Consider the following 24,726-nt stretch of genomic DNA (forward strand, 5'->3'; position numbering starts at 1 on the left):
GCCCACCGTACCCGTGGGGGCACCTCCCATGCACGAAGTGCTATGGGGGAGGGCCGGGCACGCTTCCGCGTGCCCGGCCCGTCCGTAGGGTCCCGATGCCACCGGGTCACTCGCCCGGCTTGGTGGCCGGCTTCTTGGCGGCGGTGGCCTTGCGGGCCGGGGCCTTCTTCGCCGCGGCGGGCTTGGGTGCCTCGGCCTTGGCCGGCTCGGCCTTCTTCGCCGGCGCCTGGGCCGCGGCGGGCTCCGGCTCGGGCTCGACGGCGACCGCGATCTCGGCGATCTCCTCGGCGGTCTCGCCGCGCCAGGTCTTCACGGCGCGCTGCCCGCGCTCGGCCAGCTCGTCGTAGGTCTCACGGGCCTTGACCGCGTACTCCGCCGCCTTGCCGACGCCCTGGAGCGCGAAGTCCTGGGCCTGCTCGCGGAGCTTCTTCAGGTCGGTGTCGAGGGTGCCGATGACCTCGGTCACCTTCGTCTGGACGGCGGCCTGGGCGTCCTTGGCCTGCTTGGTCACCCGCTCCTGTACGACCTTGGGGTCGGTGGACCGCACGGCGGCGATGCGCTCGGGAGCCTCGGCGCGGAACTTCTCGATCAGCGCCGGCACCTCCTTGAGCTTCTCGGCCGCGAGGTCGGTCGCGCCGGCCGCGGCGTAGAGGGGAGTGGGGTTGGTCAGGGTCTTGCGCAGGTCTTCGGTGATGGCCATGGTGATGGGCTCTCCCGGATCATTTCGAGGGTTGGCTGGCTTCGTGGTCCGGCTTGTCGCGCTTGTCGGCATCCGGCTGTGCGCTGTCCGGCTTGTCGGTGTCCGGCACGAGCCCGTTCTCCTTGCGGAAGGACTCGTAGATCTGCAGCAGCACCTGCTTCTGCCGCTCGTTGATCGTCGGGTCGGTGAGTATCGCGCTCTGCACCTCGACTCCCTCCCGGTCCCGCTCGTCGAGGATCCCGGCCTGCACGTACAGCGTCTCGGCGGAGATGCGCAGGGCCTTGGCCAGCTGCTGCAGGATCTCCGCGCTCGGCTTCCGCAGACCGCGCTCGATCTGGCTGAGATACGGGTTGGACACTCCGGCGGCGTCCGCGAGCTGGCGCAGGGACAGCTGCGCACTGCGCCGCTGCTCCCGCAGGAACTCGCCCAGATTGCCGACGTTGAGTGAAGCCATGCCTCGATCCTGCCTCCGCTTGCTAACTTTTGCAAGCACCCGCTTGCAAAAGTGTCGTAACCAACATGTTGCGGGGGCGTGAGGCGCTGCGGCGTCGTGGCGACCTCAGCGTCACCGAGGTCTGCTTCGCGGTCGGCGGCTCGTCGCTGGGCACCCTCAGCAGTCGCTTCACCGAGCGGGTCGGCGTGCCGCCCAGCGTCTGTCGGCGCCCCGCGGCGCGCGCGACGGCGGGGATGCCGTCCTGCGTCGCGAAACACGTGACCAGACCGATCAGAAATCGAGAAGCGCCGGTCACCGAGCCGCGGCTAGCGTGACCGCCATGGACATCACCAGTCACGCGAGCTCCCTCCCGCACGAGGACCCGGGTGCATCCCTGGCCTTCTAGCGCGACCGCCCGGAGGGGTGGTCCCGGTGGTCCTCCTTCCTTGGGGGAGGCGGCCGCCTGGTGGCCACCGTCACCGACCCCGATGGCAACGTCCGCGGGCTGCTTCAGGACCGGTGAGTGCCGCCCCCCGCTCCCGCGCGAGGTGAACGAGCTGCCCGATCGCGAGCTGATGCGCGACGGACGTTGGCTGTGGTCCGACGCCTCAGGGGGCACGCCGCGTGGCGGGGGCCCAGAGGCTCCACGGGCCGAAGCGAAGGAGAACCAGACGTACGCTCGAAGCCGGTCGGATCGGGCCAGGCGACGCCGACGGAGACCGCGAAGGCGGCCCCGCGTAACAGATGGAGACACGATGAGCATGGCCACGAGGGCGGACGACACACAGTCGCCTGCGCTGCACGTTGCCGACAGCCACGATCTGATCCGTGTGCACGGCGCGCGCGTGAACAATCTCAAGGACGTCAGCATCGAGATCCCGAAGCGGCGGCTGACCGTGTTCACCGGCGTCTCCGGCTCCGGCAAGAGCTCGCTGGTGTTCGACACGATCGCCGCGGAGTCGCAGCGGATGATCAACGAGACCTACAGCGCCTTCGTGCAGGGGTTCATGCCGACCCGTGCGCGGCCCGAGGTCGACGTACTCGAAGGGCTGACGACCGCGATCATCGTCGACCAGCAGCGGTTGGGTGCCGACCCCCGCTCCACGGTCGGCACCGCCACCGACGCCAACGCGATGCTGCGCATCCTCTTCAGCCGGCTCGGGCAGCCGCACATCGGCTCGCCCAACGCGTTCTCCTTCAACGTCCCCTCGGTCCGAGCGAGCGGTGCGATCACGATCGAACGCGGTGACCGCAAGACCGTGAAAGCGACCTACACCCGCACCGGCGGCATGTGTACGCGCTGCGAAGGCCGGGGCACGGTCTCCGACATCGACCTCACCCAGCTCTTCGACGACTCCAAGTCGCTCGCCGAGGGCGCGATCACCATCCCCGGCTACAAGGTGGACAGCTGGTGGACAGTGGGGATCTTCATCGAGTCGGGCTTCCTCGACCCGAACAAGCCGATCCGCAAGTACACCAAGAAGGAGCTGCAGGACTTCCTCCACAAGGAGCCGACCAAGGTGAAGGTCAACGGCGTCAACCTCACCTACGAGGGGCTGATCCCGAAGATCCAGAAGTCGATGCTCTCCAAGGACCGGGAGGCACTGCAGCCGCATATCCGGGCGTTCGTGGACCGGGCGGTCACCTTCACCGCTTGCCCCGAGTGCGACGGCACCCGGCTCAGCGAGGCGGCCCGGTCGTCGCGGATCGGCGGGATCAACATCGCGGATGCGTGCGCGATGCAGATCAGCGACCTGGCCGAATGGGTCCGCGGCCTCGACGAGCCGTCGGTGACGCCGCTGCTCTCCGCGCTGCAGCAGACTCTCGACTCGTTCGTGGAGATCGGCCTTGGCTACCTCTCGCTGGAGCGGCCGTCGGGCACGCTGTCGGGCGGCGAGGCGCAGCGCGTCAAGATGATCCGCCACCTCGGCTCCTCGCTCACCGATGTCACCTACGTCTTCGACGAGCCCACGATCGGCCTGCACCCCCATGACATCCAGCGGATGAACGACCTGCTGCTGCGGCTGCGGGACAAGGGCAACACGGTGCTCGTCGTGGAGCACAAGCCGCAGACGATCGCGATCGCCGACCACGTCGTCGACCTCGGCCCCGGCGCCGGTACGGGCGGGGGCACCGTCTGCTTCGAGGGCACTGTCGAGGGGCTGCGGGCCGGCGGCACCGTCACCGGCCGCCATCTCGACGACCGGGCCGCCCTCAAGGAGACGGTGCGGACGCCCACCGGCCGGCTTCCGATCCGTGGCGCCACGTCCCACAACCTGCGGGATGTCGACGTCGACATCCCGCTCGGGGTGCTGTGCGTCGTCACCGGCGTCGCCGGCTCCGGCAAGAGCTCGCTGATCCACGGCTCGATCCCGCCCGGCGCGGGTGTGGTGTCGGTCGACCAGGGGGCGATCCGCGGCTCGCGACGGAGCAACCCGGCGACGTACACCGGACTGCTCGACCCGATCCGCAAGGCGTTCGCGAAGGCCAACGGCGTGAAGCCGGCGCTGTTCAGCGCCAACTCCGAGGGCGCCTGCCCCAACTGCAACGGGGCCGGGGTCATCTACACCGACCTGGCGATGATGGCCGGCGTCGCCAGCACCTGCGAGGAGTGCGAGGGGAAGCGGTTCCAGGCATCGGTGCTGGACCACCACCTCGGCGGCCGCGACATCAGCGAGGTGCTCGCGATGTCGGTGACCGAGGCCGAGGAGTTCTTCGGCGCCGGCCAGGCGCGCACGCCGGCCGCGCACCGCATCCTCGACCGGCTCGCCGACGTCGGGCTCGGCTACCTCAGCCTCGGCCAGCCGCTCACCACGCTGTCCGGCGGCGAGCGGCAGCGGCTCAAGCTGGCCACCCACATGGCCGAGAAGGGCGGCGTCTACGTCCTCGACGAGCCGACCACCGGCCTCCACCTCGCCGACGTCGAGCAACTGCTCGGTCTGCTCGACCGGCTCGTCGACTCCGGCAAGTCGGTCATCGTCATCGAGCACCACCAGGCGGTCATGGCGCACGCCGACTGGATCATCGACCTCGGCCCCGGCGCCGGCCACGACGGCGGCCGGATCGTCTTCGAGGGCACCCCCGCCGACCTCGTAGCCGCCCGCTCCACCCTCACCGGCGAGCACCTCGCGGCCTACGTCGGCACCTGACCGAGCGGCTCCGGGTGCAGCGGATCACCGCTGCGGACGCCGCACGTCACCTCCATCAGATGCGCGAAACGCTGTTCCCTCAGCGGGCGCTTCTCCGGCCTCGTTCGGCGTACTTCCGCGTCACCGTCCACCGGTTCGCCCAACCGTCGGACAGGTCGAGGCCGCGACGAACTGCCGCTGGCCGCCGTCCCGGTGGGCCGCGAACACCAGGCGCCGGCTCACCGCGTTGGCCACTTCGACGCCGTGGTCGCGGCGGATCAGGTGCAGGCCGAGGTCCAGTGCGGCCGCGCTGCCCGCGGCGGTCAGCACGTCGCCGTCGTCCACGAACAGGACGTCCGGTTCGAGCCGGACCTCGGGGTAGCGGGCGGCGAACGACTCCGCCCAGCGCCAGTGCGTGGTGGCCCGTCGCCCGTCGAGGGCGACGAGTTCTTCCTGGTCATCGATGGCGAACTGGACATCGCCCCGCGCGACGGCGGGGCGGCGGGACCCGCTGAACGTGTCGTGACGCTGGCGCGCGGCGCGGTGTTCGTCGTCCCGCGCGGGACCGAGCACAAGCCGTCGTCCGCAACGGGTGCATCGATCCTGCTGTTCGAGCCAACTGGCACACCGACGGTCGGGGACCGGAATGACCCGATCCCCGACCACGTCGACGCCACTACGGGGCACGCACTCGGCCCGAAGAGCTAGAACTGCAAGTGGTATTGGTTGAATCCGGTGCCCAGGCTCACGCGGGCGGAGAGGGTGGTCCGCCGGCGCCTTGCCCGTGCCCGGGTAGAGGTAGAGCGTCCCGTCCGAGGCCCTGGCGAGGACGTCCGTCCGGCCGTCGCCGTTCACGTCACCCGTGGGGTGTTCTTCCGCCGCTTCCGGAGCGTCACCGCACAGACGCCCGGCAGGTGCCGGGAGTTCACGATCGGGCCCGCGCCGAGCCCCCCGTACGAGCGCTCCGCCCACCCCTCGGAACACCCTGGGAGCGGGCGCGGGCGGCTGCATAGGATCCGCACATGACGGCAGATCCGAGCGCTCGCGCAGCCCCGCCGGGCTACGCGATGTCGACCTGCCCGGCCCCGTACCCGGGCCTGGTGCGAGACCCGTGATGCATCCCCACGTCCCCGGACTGCTGGTCCTCACCCCCCAGTACACCGCCACCGGCGCGCTGCTCGCCCAGGTCGCGGAGGACCGGGGAATGGCCGTCGAGCAGCTGCCGCCGCACCGCACGGTCCCGGAGCGGCTGCGCGGGGTGCGGCCCGTGCACCTCTACGGCGGGCCGCTGTTCGCCGCCGCCGTGGCTCCGCAGCTCGGGGTGTCCCTCCTCGAGCCCTCCCCGCACTGGCTGACCGGCCTGCCGTACCGTTTCACCGGCCGTACGGTCCGTGAGCTCCCGCTCTCCTCCGCCCGCGAGTTGCGGCACCCCTTCTTCGCCAAGCCGCCGGTGGACAAGACGTTCGCGGCTGATGTCTACCCGTCCGGGACGCGCCTCCCCGCGGACCTCCCGGGCGCCACCCCGGTGCAGGTGAGCGAGATCGTCGACTTCGCCGCGGAGTTCCGGCTCTTCGTCCTGGACGGCGACATCCGCACCGGCAGCCGCTACGCCACGTACGGCCGTCTCGACCCGGCCCCTATTGCGTCCTGCCCGGAGGGCGAGGACGTCCTGGACTTCGCCCGCGACCTGCTGGCCTCGTGCGGGCACACGCTGCCGCGCGCCTGCGTCCTGGACGTCGGTCGGATCACGGCCTCGAGCGGGGGCGGGGAGGGCCGGTGGGCGGTGGTGGAGGCCAAGATGGCGTGGTTCAGCCACCTTTACGCGTCGGATGCGGAGCGCGCCCTGGATGTGGTGCTGGAGGCGACCGTGCCGGTGCTGCCGCCTTCGGCGGCACTCGTCGATCCGGCGGGTCCGGTGGGTCCGGTGAATCCGGTGGGCTGACCGCGCGGCCGGGTGCGAGACCAGGTCCCGAAGATCTTCGCGACCTCCGGTACACCGGGCGGGTGCGGCATGCCGAGGGCTGTCTCCGCCCGGGCGAGGACGGGCCCGATTCGCTCGGCGACCGCGTCGCAGTCCGCAGGGGAGGGATCGTCGCCGAGCGTCAGCGCGGCGCGGATGACGTCCGTGTACACGGACTGGACTCGCTTGTAGTCCCGGTAGACGGGTAGGTCGCGCTCCCAGCCGGCGAGGCACTCCGGGCGACTGGTCTCGACGGCCCGCCGCCAGCAGGCGATGGCCTCCTCTTCCTGCTCGGCGGGGTAGTTCATCAGGTGGAGATGGGTGGCCAGGTCGTACACCGGATCGCCGATCATCGCCAGCTCCCAGTCGATGGTCCACAGCTGGTCATGGGTGTCGATGATGAAGTTCTCGCGGTGCAAGTCCCCATGGATCAGGCAGAACGGACGCTCGGCGAGGCCGGCCGCTCTCTTGGACAGTCTCTTCAGGCTGCCCTTCGGGACACCGAGCGCCGAAAAGAGCCCGCCGTACTGCTTGCCGTGGCCGCGGACCACCCGGTGCTCGGTGAAGTGGATCAGCCTGCGCAGGAATCCGGTGGTGTCGCGGTCCGTGGGCCGGTCCCGCTCCCTGCAGTTGCGCTCGACCTCCACGTCGCCGGGTTTGATGGCGACCAGCTGCGCGAAGAGGCTGCCCAGTTGTTTCAGGAACTCGCCCGGGATTTCCCTGCCGGCTGGGTACTGCGTCCCGAGCGTCTCGCCTTCGATGAAGCCGAGGATCGGAAAGTCCTGGCTCTCGTCGACGACGGGAATGCGGTCGACCCGGTCGGCGAGGGCGACGAGCAGCGTGTTCTCGTCCTCGAAACAGCGACGGTCGAACCACAGGAGACCAGGGCGGGGCTCACGGAGCTTTGCGCGCTCGAAGTCGCCCTTCAACGGACTGACCGGGGGAAGGGGGACTGCGTATGTCTCGTGGTGGTAGCCCGGGAAAGGGCCTTCCACTTCCTCGTCCGCCGTCACCCAGGTGGCGTTCCGCGGGGCGCGAGGAGATGGCGCCGTGCCTGTCATCGATAGGGGCTCTCGGGGGTGGCAGGGGCTGGGGATACTGATGGGTCCGGACAGCCTAGACCTGTTACGGAGATCAGTTGGGCATTTGACGAGCAGAAGGCGTACGGGCGTTGGTCAGTGCCGGTGCGGGGTCTCGGCCCTGGCGGCCTCCAGTACGTACTCGAGCGAGTCGACGACCAGCGAGGCGCCCTCGGCGTAGAGGTCATCCGCGCGGAGCTCGTCGTGGGCGTATCCGAGGAACGGTGCGCTGGCGCGCCGTGCCGCCCTGGCGTCCGCCAGGGTGTCGCCGATCATCAGGGACTCGTGCGGGGGGTACCCCAGGGAGTCGAGGGCCCGCTCGAGGCAGTAAGGGTCGGGCTTGAGGAGCGCCGGGTCGGCGGTACGGCCGTATATGTGTGGGCCAAAGCAGCTTGTCAGGTCGCGGAGGCCCAGGTACCGAGCGGCAGCGGTGGCCGAGTTGTTGGTGGTGACGGCCAACTTCCGTTCGATCGCCACGAGCGTCCTTATCAGTGGGTCGGCATACGGGGTCGGCCGTGCGCTGACCGTGGCGTGCTCCTCCTCCTCGGTGAGCTTCCGTTCCAGCTCCATGACCAACTCGCTGCCCGGGTGGGCCTTGCCTACAACTTTGAGTAGGTCCTGAGGGTCCCTGCTCGTATCCTTCAAGCCTTTCAGGAGCACGGCGTGCCCCTGCTCCGCGAGCCAGTGCTTGATCCGCTGGGCGATGCCGGCCGAGGGGTGTCCTGCGAAGAGTCGGCAAATGGGCCCATCGAAGTCGAAGAGCACGCATCGGGCATCACCGATCAGCTTCCTGAGCCGAAGGGTGTCGTCCAGAGTCAGTTCCGATCGTGTTGCGTCCGGAGTCATTCAGTGAGTGTCAGGTCTGAAGTAATGGTTTCCCAGAGGGCGTTGAACCACATTTGCGTCTGCTCCACAAATGTGGTGTCCCGTGTTCCCTCGTCGCCCTTGAGGAATGGGAACACCATCGACTGCGTGCCGAATGCGTCGAACATCTCGACGCGCTCGTGCTCGATCTCCTCCAGACGCTGCATGATCATGTAGTAACCGAAGAGCACCTCCTCGTTGTTGAGTATGTACATCTTCACGGGCGGGGTGAACGGCAGCGCACGGAAGGTCACGTGCACGTCGATCTCGTAGGGCGGTTCGCGCAGCGAGCCCAGGAAGTTGGCCAGCACCTGCCCCTGGAGGTTGCGCTGTCTGAGCCAGCGCCTGTGCAGCCTGTCGTCGCCGCTGTGGTCCTCGACCGGGGTGGGGAAGGCGAGATTGATCTCGCGGCTGGGCAGCAGCACGCGTACGTCCACCCTCTCCGGCTTGACCAGACCCGCGTGGATCTGCCGGATGGCCTCGATGAGGGCCATGGAGAGAGTTTCGGCGGTCAGGCAGAGGGCGTCGATCTGCACATGCGGGACGGCGAACGCCTCGGCCATGCGCGGGGCGAGGGCGACCGTGGCCAGCTGGGGCTGTCCCGCGGGGCCGTTCCGGCCGGAGTGCGGCTCGGCGACGGTGGCCGGGCTGCCCCTGGAGACGTTGGTCAGCAGCTTCTCGTCCTGGAGAACCCGCAGGGCCAGGCGGATCACGCTGCGTTCCACGCCGAACTCGTCTGCCAACTTCGCCTGAGTTGGCATACGGCTGCCCGGGCGCAGTTCACCGGAGCGAATCCGCGCCCGCAGCGCCTCAGCCACTTGCAGGTGGGGCAGGCGCTGACCATTGAGGCCCGTGCTCTCTTGGCTCACATGCAAACGTTACAACTATCCGGCCATCTAGCGGCAGTTGTTGGTCACTTGTTTCTGGTACGAGCCAACAGGGCACAAACTACTGGGAGTTGGTCGCCAACTTCGATGGAGATGGCGGGACTTCTTGAAAGTTGGTCATCTCGAGCCGATCGCCACTGCTGCCCGTCCGACGGTGCACGGGCGTACCTCAGCAGGCCCCGTCCACTCCGTGCAGCCGCCGGGCCGCACCTCCAGCCCCAGGGGGGATCACCATGCACGAAACCCAGCTCGCGCCCGTCGTCGCCCTCCTTCTCGCCGTCGTCGTCATCGGATTCGAGCAGATCGTGCAGTGGCGCTTCGGCGCCATGGGCATCATCGGGCTCACGATGCTGGGCGTCGGGGTGAAGGCGAAGAACGTCACGTGCAGCTGCATCGGGGCCGTCGTGCTCGCGATGCTGCTGGTTCAGTAACCAAAGGTTGCCTCGTGGGCCAGGTTGTCCCAGAGCGAGTCGAACCAGCTCTGAGCCTGGTCCACGAAGGTCGACTCCTGTGTCGTCTCCGTGTCGCTCCCGCTGAAAGGGAAGAGCGCCGCTCCCAGACCCATGACGTCGAAGATCTCCAGCTTCTCCGTCTGCTCGGGGACGGCCGCGGCTCTCACACCCACCGGCCGCTTGACCACGCGGTACATACCGAAGAGCGCATGGCGACGGTTGATGATGTAGAGCTTCGCGATCGTGGTCAGGGGCATGATCCTGATCTCGACCGACACGTCCTCCACCAACTCGCGGCTGCGCAGCTCGAGGATCGCGTCGCGCAGTGCCCCGGCGTGCCCTGCAACTGGGCAATGACTGTACGTAATTGGGCTGACGGGGGACCGATATCCCCGGGCGGACCCACGCGGCCGATGCCGAATTGTGAAGCACCGGAACGGGCAAGCTCGTTGCCGCCCTCCCCAGAGGCGCTCTAGCCTCCCTTACTCAGTGGGAGTGGTCGTGCGCGCTCGGTAGGTGGGGAAGACGGGGGAACGGGGGGCGGGATGACTGTGCACAACCTCGATGCGGTGGTCGAGCGCCTGGTTCCACCGATGCTGCATATGCCGCTCGGCGGCGGAGACTGGCAGGCCTCGGCATTCCACGACGGCGATCCCGTCGTCGAGATCATCGGCGGCCGGGCGACCGGGAAGTCCGCACTGCTGAAGGTTCTGCGTACGGGATACCGCACTCTCGTCCCCACCGCCTTCGTCGAGCTCGCCGGGAGCCCGTATTCCGCCGACAGCCCGGAGGACCGGGAGCGGCTCGATGCGGTGAACGCGTCGCCGGTCACCAACATTCTCTTCACGCTCTCGCACGAGCTGGCGAACATCCCCGCCAAGTACAAGCCCAGACTGCGCTTCTCCCGGCTCTCGCCGGCCCTGATGGTGATCGCGGCCTGGCGCCCCGACGCCCAGGGGGGTCCTCAAGGCCAAGGGCAAGGGCAGGGGCCGGGGCCGGTGGTGCCGCCTGCCGAGCTCGTGGAAGCCGAGAGCGAGCTGCGCGAGCTGCTGGACCAGCACCCCGCACCCGCCGCCGCGCGCGACGCGGCCATCCACCGCTGGGGAAAGGCGGTGAACGGCGTCGTCGGCGGCCTGCTGCCGCAGGTGCCCGGCCTGGCGGGCGTTCTCGATGCCGCACTGGAGACGCTGCTGGGCCGCAGGGGCAGCACCCCGCTGGACTGGTGGCGCGACCGGCTGGGGCGTGACGACCCGGTGAAGGGCCTCTTCGGGCTCGTACGGCAGTTCCGGCGCCGCGGCGCCGGCCGTACGGAGGTGGAGTCCCATCTGATCGGCGCGCTGCTCGCGGACATCGACGATGCGTACGGCACCTGGGCACGCCAGACCACGCACCCGCCGCTCATCCTGCTCGACGACGTGGACGACGACCTCGGCAAGCGCTTCCTGGCCCCCTTCGTCGAGCAGTACGCCCAGCTCAAGCAGCGGCGGCGGTGGGTGGGCCGCCCGCTGCGCCCCGTGGTGATCGCCACCTCCCGGGGGCGCGGCACCGACGCAGGGCACGGCAGCGAGCTGACGCCCGCCACCCGGACGGAGCCCTGGACGAAGCCGGAGCTCCGCCCTCCCGCCACCTGGCTGTTACGGCTCAGGATCCCCTCCCTCACGGCGGACGAGATCCGGCCCATGCTGGACGGCCACGACTATCCGGCCGCCCTGCCCGAGATCATCGCCCGGCTCAGTGGCGGCCGTACGGGCAATGCCCTGCTGCTGGCGGAGGCGTCCAGGCAACGGCTGTGCGCCCACGGCCCGTTCGACTGTCTGGACCTCCTCGACCTCCCGCTGGCCGCGCCGGATGGCCTGGCAGGGGAGGCGGAGGAGGCCGGGCACGAGCGTCCCGTGGCCGAACTGCTGCTGGAGCAGCTGCTGCCGGACGCGACCGTACGGAATCAGCTGCTCGATCTGGCGCCCGCGCTCGACGAGGACGCAGCCGCGTCCCTCGCGCACCGGCTGCCGTCGCGGCCGGACGGCTGGTCCGCGGCGCTGCATGTGCGGCACCTGGTGGACAACGCCCTGTCGCGGAAGCTCTGGAACCATCACCCGTGGCCCACATCCGACGGCGCCACACCGCTGATCACCGATCGGGGGATGCGCGCCGTACTGCTGCATGTGCTGCGGGAGGACGGGGACGGACAGCGGTGGTCCCTGGGGCACCGGCGCCTTGCCAACCACTACAACGGCCGTGATCTGCCCGCCGATTCGGTCGGGCACAGTCCGCACCATCTGCACCACGCCCTGGCCCTGGGCCAGCTGGACACCCTCGTCGTACGCGCCCTGCATCACCACTATCTGGAGGCCGAGCCGCGCGCATGGCTGCGCACGGTGAACTTCCTCGCCGCCGCGCCCCGCCCGCGCGGCGGCTTCCCTCCGTACCAACCCCACCGGGCCCATTCCGCGGCGCCCGGCGAACCGCCGCCGTGCCCCGGCTGCACGGACGGGGACCCGCGGGGCGTGCACAGCGCGATCCGCCAGGTGCTCGGCGTGACGTGGCGGCTGTCCGACCCCTCGGCCGAGCGGCCGTCGGGATATCGGGACCCCGCTCTCCGACGGCTGGAGACGGGCCTGATGACGCTCAATTCGGATTACGAGGAGCGTTCCCGCCGGGATGCCCGGCGCAGCGATGTGCACAACGCGTACGTCGACGCCCTCGCCACAGGCGGCTGGATCGACGCGCTTCTGGCGGGAACGCAGGCCCCTGAACTCCCGGTCACCTGAGGAGGGTGTCGATGGCCCGTCTGCTGGGCAACCTGTGGCACTGGCACAGAGCCAAGCCGCCGCTCGTCCGCCTGCTGCACTACGCCCTTGCGGTGGTCCTCCTCGGCCCGCCCGCCGGCTATCTCATTTCCATTCCGTTCGACACCTCCTGCGCGACAGGTGTCGAACGGCGCGGCGGTGACAGCGAATGCACCGGTGTCACGGACGGCAGTTACCCCTTCTTCGACGAACTCGAGCCGGTCTCCGACCGGATCAAGGACGAGAACGACCGGGTCGAGGACGGCGACACGGCGTACGCGACCATCGCTCTGATGATTCCGTTGCCGCACGAGAACAACGACGTCGAGAAGGAACGGGCCCTGCGGGAGGTTCAGGGCGCGTATCTCGCTCAGTGGCGGGCGAATCACGTGGAGAAGGACAGCCTCCCGATCCGTCTGGTGCTCGCCAACCCCGGCCACGACAACGAGCGCGGAAAGGAAGTCGCGGACCAGCTCGGGGACATGGCCTCCGGGGGCGAGAGGCTGCGCGGCGTCTTCGGGTTCAACCGGAGTGTCAACTCGACTCTGGACACCATCACCTACCTGACGCAGACGAAGGGGATCCCCGTCGTCGGCGGGCCCATCACGTCCGAGGCCATCGACCCCGGCAAGCTGCCGGGCCTCGCGAAAGTCATCCCGCCCGACCGGGACCAGGCCGAGGCCCTCACCAGATATCTGGACGTGACACCGCAGGAGACCTTCCTCGTCGAGGACATCAAGTCGGACGACCTCTACGCCAAATCGGTACGCGAAGCCTTCCGCGCGGAGACGACGGAGAGCAAGGGAGCGAAAACGCCGTACGCGCCGGAGCAGTTCGATTCGTCGAATGTGCTCCCCAACGACTTCAAGCAGATGGTGAACAACCTCTGCGACTCCCAGGCCACAACGGTCTACTTCTCCGGACGCGTACCCGAACTGGCGCAGTTCATAAAGGCCCTGGGCAACCGCGGCTGCACGCACCATCACTACACCGTGGTCACCCTCTCCGGCGGCTCCCTGCTCGCCCTCGATCCGGTGTTGCGGTCGTCCTGGCAGGGCTTCAAGCGCGGCGCGGGAATCGACGTGAAATACGCGACGGTGACCCACGAGGACGCATGGACGACCAATGCCCCGCCCAGCACCGGCGGATCGGCCGAGGACTTCCACGCGCTCAGCGATTTCATCAACGATCCCAAGGAGCACGAGAAGGTCGGCGACATGGGCCGTACGGACCTTGCGGACGGCCATACGATCACGACGCACGACGCCGCCCTGACCATGATCGAGGGCATCCGGAACCGCCAGGTGGCGGGGGACCGGATCCCCGACCTCGCCGACGTACGCGAGGCGTGGCGCCGTCTGCACGGCGACTCCAAGGTCAGAGGCGCGAGTGGCTGGATCTGCCTGGACAACGACGGCAACGCCTACAACAAGGCGGTCGCCATCGTCCGCCTCGACCCGGATCCCCCGCACATCACCTTCGAGAAACTCGCCTGGCCCACGGGCGAGCCCCCCACAGACGAGTGCAAGGCCCAGGTCGACTGATCCCTGGACGGCGTTCCTACCTCCGGAACGCCGTCACCTCAGAAGACGTCCGGGCACCAGGGGCGGCGGGACGTCCGCAGCAGGGTGTCCGCCAGGACCGCCGCGCCGCCGCGCTCCTCCGTCACCCGGCCCAGCGACGCCAGCCGGACCGCCGACTCGTCGCCCAGGTACAGGGCCGCCAAGTCGCCGATCGCCAGGGTGAGATCGGCCGGGCCGGTCGTCGGGGTGCAGGAGGAGCCCTCCGGCGAGGCGTCCAGCCGGAAGCGCCCGCCCGCAAGCCCCGCCGTGTCGTGGACATCCAGCACCAGGGAGCCCGGGACCGGGTAGGTCCTGGCCTCCAGGGCGCGGGGCACGTCCAGGATGCGCACCCAGAGGAGGTCCGCGTGCGTCGTGATACGCGCGGCCCGCGGGTCGGGGAGGAGAAGGGGAAGGAGGTCGTCCGGAGCCCGGTAGCCCGACTCGACCGTGGTGATCCAGTCGACCGAGAGCAGGAAGTGCCACAGCGCCCGCTCCGCCTCCGGAGTCACCGCGATCATGCCGAGGACGCTCGCCCGGCAGTGCGCCCGCTTGGCCTCCCACCGGTCGTCCGCCGTGTAGGCCAGGAGGCCGTCGATCCGGCCGCCGCCCTCCGGGGAGCGGTGGACCGCGTAGTACGGCTCCGTCCACGGCTGGGAGGGGATGCGGATGTCGCCGGTGGCGCGCCGCCACCAGCGCTCGTTGCGGCTGACCACCCCGTGCTGCGCCGCGCGCAGCCGCTCGTGCAGCTCCGGGCCCAGCTTCCGTACGTCCGCGCCGTCGACCAGGTCCACCCGGCCGCCGTCGCAGGGGCCCGACCAGCGCGTGTCGAGGCCCGCCCGCGCCACGTCGACCTCCCACTCGGTGATCCAGGTGGCCGGGCCGAAGCCGTACCGTCCGTAGATCGGGTACTCCGCGGCGATCAGCGTGGAGACGACGTCGCCGCGCTCCTTCGCCTGCGCCAGGTCCGTGTCGATCATCCGGCTGAGCAGGCCGCGCCGCCGGTGCGTGGGCGAGACCGTTACGTCGCTGACCGCGTTGGCGGGCAGCGAGGCGCCGCCCACCACCGTGAGCAGCTGCGGGAAGCTGCGGTACGTGCCGACGCAGTACCCCGCGTCGAACGCCCCCTGCGCCCGGTCCAGGTCGGCTGCCGCGCGCCGCGCCTCGACCTCCTCGGCGGAGATATCCGGCTCCCGCAGGAAGCCGGTCGCCAGGGCGCGCAGCCAGTCGGGCAGTTCGGCGTCGCTGATGGTACGGACCTCGAGGCTCATGCCCGCCACGCTAAGCGAGGGCGCGGCCGCGGGGCGCTCGATTTTCCGTCGCCGGTAGCGGTGCCCTGCTTTATGCCAGCAGGTCGTCCACCTGGGCCTCGCCGGCCCGGTAACGGCGGGCGATCTCCGCGCTGCAACCGTCCGCCGTCTGCTGCAGCTGCTGCCGCCGCCGCGAGACCTGCTGCTCGCAGCGCACCAGCCGCCCCATCGCGCCGAGCAACTCCTCGTCCGTACGCGAGTCCAGGTCCGACAGCTGCACCTCGGCGAGCATGTCCTCGGCGAGCTGCCGGTACTTCTCACTGTGCGGGGTCCCCAGCGTCACGTGCCGCGCCGACCTGCCGCGGGAGGGGCCGTCCGCCAGGATCTCGTGCAGCCGGTCCACCACCGGCGACTCCGGTGCGGTCCGCCGTCCCTGCTCGGCCCTGAGGATGTCGATCCGGCCCTGCAGGAGCCGCCGTACATAACTGAGGTCGGCCTCCTCCTGCTGCGACTCGCGGCGCAGCGCCCGGAGTTCGGGCAGCCGCAGCGTCCGCAGGTCGGGCTGCGGGGCGTCGGCAGGCGCCCCCGGAGCCGTACGCTGCGTCGGCGGGCGGCTGGTCGTGGCCGCGCGTCCGGTGCCTGGTGTAGTCATCCCTCATCCGTCCCCTCGTTCGGTGCTGCGTCAGGTTGCCGACGTACGCACCGCGTGGATGCATCGTGCCACTATCGGCCGTGCACGTGCATCGGCACCGCTCTCGACAGAACCCGGACGGACGCAGGGCATCATGGTCCGTATGCGTGCTGTGGTGCAGAGGGTGAACGGGGCGAGCGTCGTCGTCGACGGGGAGACGGTGGGCGAGATCGTCGGTCAGGGCCTGTGCGTGCTGGTCGGAGTCACCCACGAGGACACCCGGGAGAAGGCCGCGGCGCTGGCCCGCAAGCTCTGGTCGGTACGCATTCTGGAGGGCGAGAAGTCCTGCTCGGACCTGGACGCACCCCTGCTGGTGATCTCCCAGTTCACTCTCTACGGTGACGCCCGCAAGGGCCGCAGGCCCACCTGGAACGCGGCTGCTCCGGGCGAGATCGCCGAGCCGCTCGTCGACGAGGTCGTGGCGCAGCTGCGGGCGCTCGGCGCGCACGTGGAAACGGGCCGGTTCGGAGCGGCCATGAAGGTCTCGCTCACGAACGACGGCCCGTTCACGGTGCTCATCGAGGTCTGAGGGCCTTACCTCACTTCACCGAGCCCGCCATCACCCCCTGTACGAAGTGCCGCTGGAACGCGAAGAACACGGCCACCGGCACGATCAGCGACAGGAAGGCCCCGGGCGCCAGCACCCCGATGTTGCTGCCGAACTGCCGCATCTGCGACTGCAGGGCCACGGTCAGCGGCTGCGAGGTGCTGTCGGCGAAGATCAGGGCCACCAGCATGTCGTTCCACACCCACAGGAACTGGAAGATGGCCAGGGACGCGATCGCAGGGCGCCCCAGGGGCAGTACCAGCCGGGCGAAGATCCGCCACTCCCCGCCGCCGTCCATCCGGGCGGCCTCCAGCATCTCGCGGGGGATCTCCGCGAAGTAGTTGCGGAGCAGGAAGATGGCGAACGGCAGCCCGTACGCGACGTGGAAGAGGATCACTCCGGGGATCGTGCCGAAGAGGCCGAGCGCCCCGAACATCTTCGCCACCGGCAGCAGCCCGACCTGGACGGGCACCACGAGCATGCCCACCACGACCAGGAAGATCCAGTCGCGGCCGGGGAACTCCAGCCATGCGAAGGCGTATCCGGCCAGGGCCGCGACGACGACCACCGTGGCCGTCGCGGGCACCGAGATCAACACCGTGTTCCAGAAGGCGTCGACCATTCCGGAGTCCTCGAGCAGGCCCGAGTAGCTCTCGAAGGAGAGGCTGCCGGACCCGGTCAGGGCGGTCCACCAGCCGGTGGCGGCGTTGTCCTCCTCCGACCGCAGCGAGGCGATGAAGAGCCCGAAGGCCGGGGTGAGCCACAGCAGTCCGACGATCGCGAGGAAGACCTGCACCAGGCCGCGGCCCGCCCGCCGCGCCAGCCAGGTGGCGGGGCTCCGCCTCGGCGCGGCCGTCCCGGCGGGACGCGTCGGCGTGGTCCGGGGAGGGGCGTCGGCGGTCATGACTGGCTCCTGCGGAAGCGACGGATGTTGAAGATCATGGCCGGGACCACCAGGAGCAGCAGGAGGACGCCCAGGGCGCTGCCGAGGCCCTGGTTGTTGCCGCCGCCGAAGGAGACCAGCCACATTTGCAGGGCCAGCACGTTGGCGTCCTGCTGCACCGGGCCCGGGGCGATGATGTAGACGAGGTCGAAGACCTTCATCACATTGATCACCAGGGTCACGAAGACCACGCCGAGTACGGGGGCGAGCAGCGGCACGGTGATCCTGCGGAAGATCTGCCACTCGTTCGCGCCGTCCATCCGCGCCGCCTCCAGGACGTCCCGGGGCATGGCCGCGAGCCCGGCGCCGATCAGCACCATCGCGAACCCGGTCCAGATCCACAGATACGCGCCGATGATCGCCGGAGTGATGAGGGCCGGGCCGAGCCACTCGATGCCCCCGTACGGCTCGGCGAAGTTCTCCGCCGGGAGCCGTACGGCGTACTCGCCCGCCTTCAGACCCGTGAAGCGGTACGAGCCGTCGGCCGCCGTGGTCGCCTTGCCCGCGACCCGGTCCCCCTGGACCGCTTCGACGACCATGTGCGGGAGGCCGTGCTCGGCCGGGTCGACCCGGCCGGGCTTGCCGCCGCCGCCCAGAGTGAAGTCGACCCAGACCACGCCGCGCAGCTCGCCGCCGGCCGCCGGGGCGGCCGAGGCCTTGCGGGCGGGCTTCGCCTCCTTCGGCAGCTCCTTGGGCGGCACGCCGACCAGGCCGAGGTTCACGGTGTTGCCGGGGGAGGCCTTGTCCTTCGTCGTGTACGAGCCGTCGGAGCCCTTGGTCAGGAACGTGCTGTCCTTGGGACGGGCGGTCGGATAGCCGGTGCTCTTGTCGAAGGTGTCGTGCACGCCGACCGCGACCGCGTTGAGCACGCCCCGCTGGGGGTCCTGCTCGTAGACGACGCGGAAGATGATGCCGGCGGCGAGGAAGGAGATCGCCATCGGCATGAACAGCACCAGCTTGAACGCGGTGGCCCAGCGGATCTTCTCGGTGAGCACGGCCAGCACCAGGCCGAGTCCGGTCAGCAGCGCGGGGGCGACCACGACCCAGACGGTGCTGTTGCGGATCGCCTTGAGCGTCGCCGGGTCGCGGAACATCTCCGCGTAGTTCTCGGCGCCGACGAACTGCGTGCCCGAGGCGTCGAAGAAGCTGCGGCCGACGGTGAACAGGATCGGGTACGCGACCAGGGCGCCGAGCAGCAGCAGCGCGGGCAGCAGGAAGATCAGGGCGACGAGCCGCCGTCGGCGCGCGGCGCGCCGGCGTAGGTCGGGCACGGAGCCCGGCAGGGCGCCGCCCCCCTTACGGGGCGGCGCCTTGCGTGCGGCACCGGGTGGCCCGGTGCCCTTCACAGGGGTGGCTGACATGAGTTACGGGTCCTCAGTCCTGGGTGTCCTTGTACGCCTTGGCGGCGGCGGCCTCGAGCTTGCGAGCGGTGCCCTCGGGGTCGGACGGGTCGCGCAGGAAGTCCTGGAGCAGCTTCCACTCGCCCGCGCCCTTGGTTCCGCCGAAGGCGGCCGGGGCCAGGTCGGACAGGTCGAACCGCACCGAGTCGCCCGCCTTCACCAGCGCCTGCGCGCTCTTCCGGCTGGCGTCGTCCTGGTAGGCGTCCGGATTCAGGCTCTCGTTGGGGGAGGTGAAGCCGCCTGCCTTGGCCCACACCTCGGCCGCCTCGGGCGTCGCCATGAACTCGACGAGCTTCTGGGCGGCCTCGCGGTTCTTCCCGGCCTTGAGGACGGCCGCCGCGTCACCGCCGCCGACCACCGGTGTCTTCCCGCCCTTGACCGCCGGGAAGGGGAAGAACTTCGCGTCCTCGCCGACCTTCTTCTTGAACTCGCCGGAGACGATGCCGCCGACGAAGTCGCCCTCGTAGACCATCCCGGCCTTCGGGTCGTTGCCGAAGACCTGCTCGACGGACTCGGGGAAGTCGGTGCGCAGCGCGCCGGAGCTGCCCCCGGCCACCAGGTTCTTGTCCTTGAACAGCTCGCCGAGCGTGGTCAGGGCCTTCACCACGGTGGGGTGGGTCCACGGGATCTTGCGCTCGGCCAGCTTGTCGTAGTTCTCGGGCCCGGCCTGGGAGAGGTAGACGTTCTCGAACCAGTCGGTGAGGGTCCAGCCGTCCTCGCCCGCGACGGAGAAGGCGGGCAGACCGGAGTCGGAGACGGTCTTGCCGGCCTTCAGCATCGCGTCGTAGGTCTTCGGCGGCTCGACCCCGGCCTGCGTGAAGGCGTCCGGGCTGTACCAGACCGTCGACTTGTTGGAGGCCTTGAAGTAGAGGCCGTAGTACTTGCCGTTGACGGTGCCGTAGTCCCGCCACACGGGTGCGAAGTGGATCCCGGCCTTCTCGTAGACGTTGGCGGAGAGGGGCTGGAGCCAGCCCTTGCCCGCGAACTCCTTGAGGACGCCGGGCTGCGGCACCATCACCACGTCGGGGGCATTGCCGCCCTCGATCTTGCTGCCGATGACAGTGGAGACGTTGTCGCCGGTGGAGATGAAGTTGACCTTGGCGCCGGTCTTCTCGGAGAAGGCGTCCAGCACCTTCTTGAAGTTCTTCTGCTCGACGCCGGTCCACACTCCGGCGACCGTGACGGACTGGCCCTTCAGCTCCTGCTTGCCGGAGCTCCCGCTGCCGCTTCCGCCGCAGGCGGTGGCGGTCAGGGCGAGGCCGAGGGCCGCAGCGCCGGTCGCGGCTATGCGTCGTCTCGTGGCGTGGCTCATGAGGTGATTCCCTTCGAGGAGTCGGCGGAGTTCGTGGAGTCCGTCGAGTTGGCGGGGTTGGCCGGGTTGCCGGGGGTCTTGGGGGTGTCCGGGGTGGGGGCGGGGTCGCTGATCCACCAGGCGGCGGTGGAGGCGGGGAGGATCCCCGGCGGGCAGTCGCCGCTCGCGAGCAGCGGGGCACCGGCGGCCGGCGCCGGTACGGGGCCGAGGCCGAAGTTGACCGCGCAGACCAGCCCGTCGCCGCGTACGAACGCGAGGACCTGCGGGTCGGTCTCGAGCCAGCGCAGGGTCCCTTCGCCCAGCTGCGGCAGGCTGCGGCGCAGCGCGAGACCGTCGCGGTAGAGGTGCCAGAAGGAGCGGGTGTCGGTCAGCGCCCGGTCGGTGGCGTGCTGCGCGAACCACTCGGGCTGCGGCAGCCACGGCCGGGCCGCGCTGCCGGCCGCGGTGAAGCCGAACGGCGAGGCCTGCCCCGACCAGGGCAGCGGCACCCGGCAGCCGTCGCGTATCCGGAGGCGGCTGCCGGTCCTGCGGAAGATCGGGTCGGTGAGCACCTCGTCGGGCAGGTCGTCCACCTCGGGCAGACCCAGCTCCTCGCCCTGGTAGACGTACGCGGCGCCGGGCAGCGCGAGCATCAGCAGGGCGGCGGCTCGGGCCCGCGCGGTACCGACCTCGGTGGACTCGCCCGCGTAGCGGGTGACGGTCCTGACCTGGTCGTGGTTGTTGAGCACCCAGGTAACGGTGGAGCCGGTACCCGCGATGTCGGTGAGCGCCTCGGAGATGGCCTTCCGGAAGGCGTCGACGTCCCACTGGGCGCTGAGCAGGTCGAAGAAGAACGCCTGGTGCAGCTCGTCCGGGCGGACGTACTCGGCGTGTTCGCGGGGCGTCGGCACGGACACCTCGCCGACCAGCAGCCGGTCGAGCCCGTCGCGTGCCGTGTACTCCTCGCACACCGCACGCCAGTCGCGCCACACCTGGTGAACCTCGGGCTGGTTCCAGGCCAGCGGGTTGACCGAGTCGCGGGCGCGCTCGTCGGCCTCAGGGTCGGGCGAGTCGGGGAGCGACGGGTGCTTGAACAGGCCCGCGGCCACGTCGATCCGGAAGCCATCGACCCCGCGGTCGAGCCAGAAGCGCAGCACCTCGTCGAAGGAGTCGCCCACGGCCGGCTCGCGCCAGTTGAGGTCGGGCTGCTCCGGGGTGAACAGGTGGAGGTACCACTGGCCGGGCTCGCCGTCCGCCTCGGTCACCCTGGACCAGGCGGGGCCGCCGAACATGGCCCGCCAGTTGTTGGGCGGCAGTTCGCCGTGCGCGCCGCGCCCGTCGGCGAAGTGGAAGCGGGCGCGGGCCGCGCTGCCCGGGCCGTCCTCGAGCGCCGCGCGGAACCACGGGTGCTCGCTGGAGCAGTGGTTGGGGACGATGTCGATGAGGATCTTCAGGCCGAGCCGGTGGGCGTCCGCCACGAGGTTGTCGAACTCGGCGAGGTCGCCGAAGACCGGGTCGACGCCGCAGTAGTCGGCGACGTCGTAGCCGTGGTCGTGGTGCGGGGACGGGTAGAACGGGCTGAGCCAGATGCCGTCCACGCCCAGCTTCTTGAGATACGGCAGTCCCGCCCGGACGCCGGCCAGGTCGCCGATGCCGTCCCCGGTGCTGTCGAGGAAGCTGCGGACGTAGACCTGGTAGATCACCGCATCCCGCCACCAGTGCTGGGGGGAGGCGGCCGTGCCTGTGTGCATTCCCGTTGACCCGTCTGTCCGACTCGGTGCGCCTCGCGATCCTCCGCCCGGCGCGTGATGCATGCATGTTAAGTAGCCGTATCGAACAGGTGTCAATGAGTGCGCAGGAAAATACCTGGCAATGCAAGGAGAGTTGTCCAGATTTGCACGGACTTTTGAAGAGGCGCCTGTAGATAACAGGTAACTAAACGGCCCTGAAGTCGGCCCTGGGATCGAGCCTCAGCCGCGGCGGACGATCGCCCCGAGCTCCCGCGCCAGCCGGGCAACCGCGTGGTCCGGGGTCTCCCGCTGCGCCATCGCGTCGTGCACGACGGCCTGGACCGCCAGGTTCACCTGCTCGTACCGCGGGCTCTTGGGGCGCGGCCTCGCGTCGAGCACGCTCTGCCGGAGCGTGGGCAGATACGGGTAGCGGCGCACCAGCGCCGGGTCGGTGTACAGATCGGCCCACACGGGCGGCAGCGCACCCTCGGTGAGCACCTGCCGCTGGACCCTCTCGCTCGTCAGATAGCCCAGCAGGTCCGCGGCGGACTCCTTGTGCCGGGAGTGCGCGTTGACCGCGAGGTTCGAGCCGCCGAGCACGCCCACGGCGCGTCGCTGCGGCCCCGGCAGCGGGACCACGCCGAACTTCCCCGCCACCTTCGAGTCCCCGCGGCTCGCCAGCCTGTGGACGTACGGCCAGTTGCGCAGGAAGAGCAGATCGCCGTTCTGGAAGGCCCGGCGGGACTCCTCCTCCTTGTAGGCGAGCGCCTTCTCGGGGATCCACCCCTCCCGCACGCCGTCGGTCAGGAACGCCAGCCCCTTGCGGGCGGCCTCGGAGTCCACGGTCACCCGGGCGCCCTCGTTCGCGAGGACCGAGCCGCCGGCCGACTGCACGGCCTCGATGGCGTTCACCGTGAGCCTCTCGTACGGCAGGAACTGCCCGGCGTAGCCGTCCAGGCCGTACTCCGGGGCCACGGTCTTCGCCAGCCGCTCCAGCTCGGCCCAGGTGCGCGGCGGCCGCTCGCCCGCCTTGTGCAGCACGTCCTTGCGGTAGTAGAGCAGGCCCGCGTTGGTGACGTACGGCAGCGCGTGCAGCCGCCCGCCGAAGGTGGCGGTCTCCACCACGGGCGGCAGGAAGCGCTTGATGGGGAAGCGGTCGGCGTCCAGCGGGGCGATCCAGCCCGCCGCCGCGAACTCGGAGGTCCAGGCGACGTCGATGTTGAGCACGTCGAAGCGGTCGCTGCCGGAGCGCAGGCTGGTGGTCATCTGGGCGCGGACCTCGTCCGCGGCCTCCGGCAGTTCGACCAGGGTGACCTTCTCGGCGGGGTGCGTACGGTTCCAGTCGTCGAGGACACCGCGCAGATAGCTGGTCAGGTCCCCGCCGGTCACCAGCGTCATGGGGCCGCGGCCGTCGCCGTCCGCCACCTCACCGGCCCTGGCGCCCGTACCCGCATAGCCCACGAGGATCAGCGCTGTTGCCAGGAGCCCCCTACCCGCGGCACGTGTCCACCGCATAGGTTCCTCCTTGGCACACCGGCGCCGGCCGCCCTGCCGACTTCCGCGCCCCTGTATACCTGTTAGGCATGCGCGATACTAGACGTCGCGGACATATCCGAGGGCGATCCGGCTCACAGCCCGGAGCTGTCGGCTAACGAGTAGGTAACGGCGGGGAGGGAGGAGGGCGAGCGTGCGTCTGTCCCTCCTCGCGCTTCTCGCCAAGGGCCCGGCCCACGGCTACGAGCTGAAGCTGGCCCTTGAGAAGCTCCTGGGCGCCGCGTACCCTCAGCCCAACGTCGGGCAGATCTACGTGACCTTGGGCAGGCTGGAGAAATCCGGGCTGATCGAGGGCGAGGACGTCACCCAGTCGAGCCGGCCGAACAAGCGCATCTACCAGCTCACCGACGCGGGGCGTGAGGCGGTGGCCGCGTGGTTCGACGAGCCGACGGAAGAGCCGCGGGTGCGGGACGAGTTCTTCATGAAGCTCGCCATCGCCCCGGAAACGGGCATGGCCGACCAGATCGCCCTGATCAACAAGCAGCGTCGCCACTACCTCAACACCATGCGTGATCTGTCGAAGCTGGCCGCGACCGAGGACCGGGACAACCGGGTCGCGCAGCTGCTCATCGAGGGCGCGATGCTGCATCTGCAGGCGGACCTCGACTGGTTGGAGCGCTGTCAGGAGGAGCTGGAATGAGCCGCGAGCGCAGCCAGAGCCAGGGAGCCGCAGAAGCGGCTCCCATCGTCAGAGCCGAGGGCCTGGTCAAGACGCACCGGTCCGACGGCGCCCCCGTCAAGGCCGTACGCGGGGTGGACCTGTCCGTCGAGCACGGCGAGTTCGTGGCCGTCACCGGCCCTTCCGGCGCCGGAAAGTCCACCCTGCTCCATCTGCTCGGCGGCCTGCACCGGCCGGACAGCGGGCGTATCTGGCTCGAGGGCGCGCGGGTCGACACCTACAGCGAGGCCCGCTGGGCGCTGCTGCGCCGCCGCCGTATCGGCATCGTCTTCCAGTTCTTCAACCTGGTCTCCCACCTGACCGTGGCCGACAACGTCGAGCTGCCCGCGCTGCTCGCGGGCAGCTCCCCGCGGCAGGCCAGGGAGAGCCGCGCCGAGCTCCTCGCCGACCTCGGCCTCGACGGCAAGGAGAACAGCACGCCGGGTGAGCTGTCCGGCGGCGAGCAGCAGCGCGTCGCGCTCGCCCGCGCGCTGGTCAACCAGCCAGGCCTGCTGCTCGCCGACGAGCCCGCGGGCAGCCTCGACAGCAAGGGCACCCGTGAGGTGCTGCGGCTGCTGTCCCGCTACCACGAGCGCGGCCAGACCATCGTGCTGGTCACCCACGATGCCCGGATGGCGAGCGCCGCGGACCGGGTGATCAGCCTCTTCGACGGGCGGATCGCCGACGACGCGAAGCTCGGCGGCAGTGACGGCGACGGTGACGGCAAGCGCGGCGGCAAGCGGCGCCCTGGCGGCGTCTCCGGCATGCTCGAGCTGAAGGGCTGACCAGGATGCGGGCCGTCGCTGTGCGCTGG

The 24,726-nt window shown here is 70.1% G+C and carries 20 protein-coding genes and 4 pseudogenes; 10 read left to right on the forward strand and 14 right to left on the reverse strand.

Translation table 11 applies throughout. The features are described from left to right. Nucleotides 1-106: 106 nt before the first annotated feature. Nucleotides 107-700 (reverse strand): hypothetical protein, encoded by a 594-nt coding sequence (locus ACTWP8_RS31795; protein WP_443325540.1) that lies wholly within the window; start codon nucleotides 698-700, stop codon nucleotides 107-109. Between the two features lie 19 nt (nucleotides 701-719). Further along, a complete protein-coding gene (locus tag ACTWP8_RS31800) occupies nucleotides 720-1,154 on the reverse strand; it encodes a helix-turn-helix domain-containing protein (RefSeq protein ID WP_443318199.1) in 435 nt (144 codons plus the stop codon). Between the two features lie 83 nt (nucleotides 1,155-1,237). On the opposite strand from ACTWP8_RS31800, the pseudogene ACTWP8_RS31805 reads away from it, so the two are divergent. Next, nucleotides 1,238-1,468: pseudogene (locus ACTWP8_RS31805) on the forward strand (AraC family transcriptional regulator); the annotation flags it as partial. Nucleotides 1,469-1,888: 420 nt separating this feature from the next. Continuing rightward, nucleotides 1,889-4,282 carry an ATP-binding cassette domain-containing protein gene (locus tag ACTWP8_RS31810; protein WP_443325541.1) on the forward strand — a complete coding sequence of 798 codons (2,394 nt, stop codon included), beginning with the start codon at nucleotides 1,889-1,891 and terminating at the stop codon, nucleotides 4,280-4,282. A 165-nt stretch (nucleotides 4,283-4,447) separates the two neighbouring features. On the opposite strand, the pseudogene ACTWP8_RS31815 reads toward ACTWP8_RS31810, so the two are convergent. Next, a pseudogene (locus ACTWP8_RS31815) lies at nucleotides 4,448-4,711 on the reverse strand (AraC family transcriptional regulator); the annotation flags it as partial. On the opposite strand from ACTWP8_RS31815, the pseudogene ACTWP8_RS31820 reads away from it, so the two are divergent. Beyond that, a pseudogene (locus ACTWP8_RS31820) lies at nucleotides 4,703-4,969 on the forward strand (cupin domain-containing protein); the annotation flags it as partial. The pseudogenes ACTWP8_RS31815 and ACTWP8_RS31820 overlap by 9 nt on opposite strands. Nucleotides 4,970-5,375: 406 nt before the next feature. Next, entirely contained in the window at nucleotides 5,376-6,203 is an 828-nt protein-coding gene (locus ACTWP8_RS31825; RefSeq protein WP_443325585.1) for an ATP-grasp domain-containing protein, read from the forward strand. Between the two features lie 290 nt (nucleotides 6,204-6,493). Here ACTWP8_RS31825 and ACTWP8_RS31830 read toward each other — a convergent pair. The 3 genes and pseudogenes from ACTWP8_RS31830 to ACTWP8_RS31840 form a co-directional block, all read right to left on the reverse strand. After that, nucleotides 6,494-7,282 (reverse strand): annotated as a pseudogene (locus ACTWP8_RS31830) (phosphotransferase); the annotation flags it as partial. 114 nt (nucleotides 7,283-7,396) lie between these two features. Further along, entirely contained in the window at nucleotides 7,397-8,146 is a 750-nt protein-coding gene (locus ACTWP8_RS31835) for an HAD family hydrolase (RefSeq protein ID WP_443325542.1), read from the reverse strand. Next, complete coding sequence (locus ACTWP8_RS31840; RefSeq protein WP_443325543.1) at nucleotides 8,143-9,033, reverse strand: winged helix-turn-helix domain-containing protein; 891 nt, start codon at nucleotides 9,031-9,033, stop codon at nucleotides 8,143-8,145. The genes ACTWP8_RS31835 and ACTWP8_RS31840 overlap by 4 nt, the downstream gene beginning before the upstream one ends. 251 nt (nucleotides 9,034-9,284) lie before the next feature. On the opposite strand from ACTWP8_RS31840, the gene ACTWP8_RS31845 reads away from it, so the two are divergent. Continuing rightward, entirely contained in the window at nucleotides 9,285-9,482 is a 198-nt protein-coding gene (locus tag ACTWP8_RS31845) for a hypothetical protein (RefSeq protein WP_443325544.1), read from the forward strand. Here the strand turns inward: ACTWP8_RS31845 and ACTWP8_RS31850 are convergent. Next, nucleotides 9,476-9,781, reverse strand: a complete 306-nt coding sequence (locus ACTWP8_RS31850) for a hypothetical protein (protein WP_443325545.1) — start codon at nucleotides 9,779-9,781, stop codon at nucleotides 9,476-9,478. The genes ACTWP8_RS31845 and ACTWP8_RS31850 overlap by 7 nt on opposite strands. Before the next feature lie 267 nt (nucleotides 9,782-10,048). Between ACTWP8_RS31850 and ACTWP8_RS31855 the strand changes: the two genes are divergently transcribed. Both ACTWP8_RS31855 and ACTWP8_RS31860 read left to right on the forward strand, forming a co-directional pair. After that, nucleotides 10,049-12,271: a hypothetical protein gene (locus ACTWP8_RS31855; RefSeq protein ID WP_443325546.1), complete on the forward strand. Its 2,223-nt coding sequence runs from the start codon at nucleotides 10,049-10,051 to the stop codon at nucleotides 12,269-12,271. Between the two features lie 11 nt (nucleotides 12,272-12,282). After that, a complete protein-coding gene (locus ACTWP8_RS31860; protein ID WP_443325547.1) occupies nucleotides 12,283-13,833 on the forward strand; it encodes a hypothetical protein in 1,551 nt (516 codons plus the stop codon). Between the two features lie 38 nt (nucleotides 13,834-13,871). Here the strand turns inward: ACTWP8_RS31860 and ACTWP8_RS31865 are convergent, their stop codons facing one another. Continuing rightward, nucleotides 13,872-15,119, reverse strand: coding sequence for a GNAT family N-acetyltransferase (locus ACTWP8_RS31865; RefSeq protein WP_443325548.1), 1,248 nt, complete (start codon nucleotides 15,117-15,119; stop codon nucleotides 13,872-13,874). Between the two features lie 70 nt (nucleotides 15,120-15,189). Next, nucleotides 15,190-15,750, reverse strand: a complete 561-nt coding sequence (locus ACTWP8_RS31870) for an RsiG family protein (protein ID WP_443325549.1) — start codon at nucleotides 15,748-15,750, stop codon at nucleotides 15,190-15,192. Between the two features lie 142 nt (nucleotides 15,751-15,892). Here ACTWP8_RS31870 and dtd point away from each other — a divergent pair, with 142 nt between their 5' ends. Further along, nucleotides 15,893-16,318: a D-aminoacyl-tRNA deacylase gene (dtd, locus tag ACTWP8_RS31875; protein WP_443318186.1), complete on the forward strand. Its 426-nt coding sequence runs from the start codon at nucleotides 15,893-15,895 to the stop codon at nucleotides 16,316-16,318. 10 nt (nucleotides 16,319-16,328) lie between these two features. On the opposite strand, the gene ACTWP8_RS31880 is transcribed toward dtd, so the two are convergent. The 5 genes from ACTWP8_RS31880 to ACTWP8_RS31900 all read right to left on the reverse strand — a co-directional run bounded on the left by ACTWP8_RS31880 (nucleotide 16,329) and on the right by ACTWP8_RS31900 (nucleotide 23,215). Next, nucleotides 16,329-17,240 carry a carbohydrate ABC transporter permease gene (locus ACTWP8_RS31880; protein WP_443325550.1) on the reverse strand — a complete coding sequence of 304 codons (912 nt, stop codon included), beginning with the start codon at nucleotides 17,238-17,240 and terminating at the stop codon, nucleotides 16,329-16,331. After that, the gene (locus ACTWP8_RS31885; protein ID WP_443325551.1) at nucleotides 17,237-18,640 is read right to left on the reverse strand and encodes an ABC transporter permease subunit; all 1,404 of its coding nucleotides are present in this window, start codon (nucleotides 18,638-18,640) and stop codon (nucleotides 17,237-17,239) included. Before ACTWP8_RS31885 ends, ACTWP8_RS31880 begins: the two co-directional genes overlap by 4 nt. Before the next feature lie 13 nt (nucleotides 18,641-18,653). Continuing rightward, the gene (locus tag ACTWP8_RS31890; protein ID WP_443325552.1) at nucleotides 18,654-19,991 is read right to left on the reverse strand and encodes an ABC transporter substrate-binding protein; all 1,338 of its coding nucleotides are present in this window, start codon (nucleotides 19,989-19,991) and stop codon (nucleotides 18,654-18,656) included. After that, nucleotides 19,988-21,721 carry a glycoside hydrolase family 13 protein gene (locus ACTWP8_RS31895; protein ID WP_443325553.1) on the reverse strand — a complete coding sequence of 578 codons (1,734 nt, stop codon included), beginning with the start codon at nucleotides 21,719-21,721 and terminating at the stop codon, nucleotides 19,988-19,990. Before ACTWP8_RS31895 ends, ACTWP8_RS31890 begins: the two co-directional genes overlap by 4 nt. A gap of 219 nt (nucleotides 21,722-21,940) precedes the next feature. Continuing rightward, nucleotides 21,941-23,215 carry an ABC transporter substrate-binding protein gene (locus ACTWP8_RS31900; RefSeq protein ID WP_443325554.1) on the reverse strand — a complete coding sequence of 425 codons (1,275 nt, stop codon included), beginning with the start codon at nucleotides 23,213-23,215 and terminating at the stop codon, nucleotides 21,941-21,943. Between the two features lie 172 nt (nucleotides 23,216-23,387). Here ACTWP8_RS31900 and ACTWP8_RS31905 point away from each other — a divergent pair, with 172 nt between their 5' ends. Together ACTWP8_RS31905 and ACTWP8_RS31910 are read left to right on the forward strand one after the other, a co-directional pair. After that, nucleotides 23,388-23,894, forward strand: a complete 507-nt coding sequence (locus ACTWP8_RS31905; RefSeq protein ID WP_443318180.1) for a PadR family transcriptional regulator — start codon at nucleotides 23,388-23,390, stop codon at nucleotides 23,892-23,894. Beyond that, a complete protein-coding gene (locus tag ACTWP8_RS31910) occupies nucleotides 23,891-24,697 on the forward strand; it encodes an ABC transporter ATP-binding protein (RefSeq protein ID WP_443325555.1) in 807 nt (268 codons plus the stop codon). The genes ACTWP8_RS31905 and ACTWP8_RS31910 overlap by 4 nt, the downstream gene beginning before the upstream one ends. Nucleotides 24,698-24,726: the final 29 nt, after the last annotated feature.

The sequence above is a fragment of the Streptomyces sp. 7N604 genome (genome assembly GCF_052245475.1).
Lineage (GTDB): Bacteria > Actinomycetota > Actinomycetes > Streptomycetales > Streptomycetaceae > Streptomyces.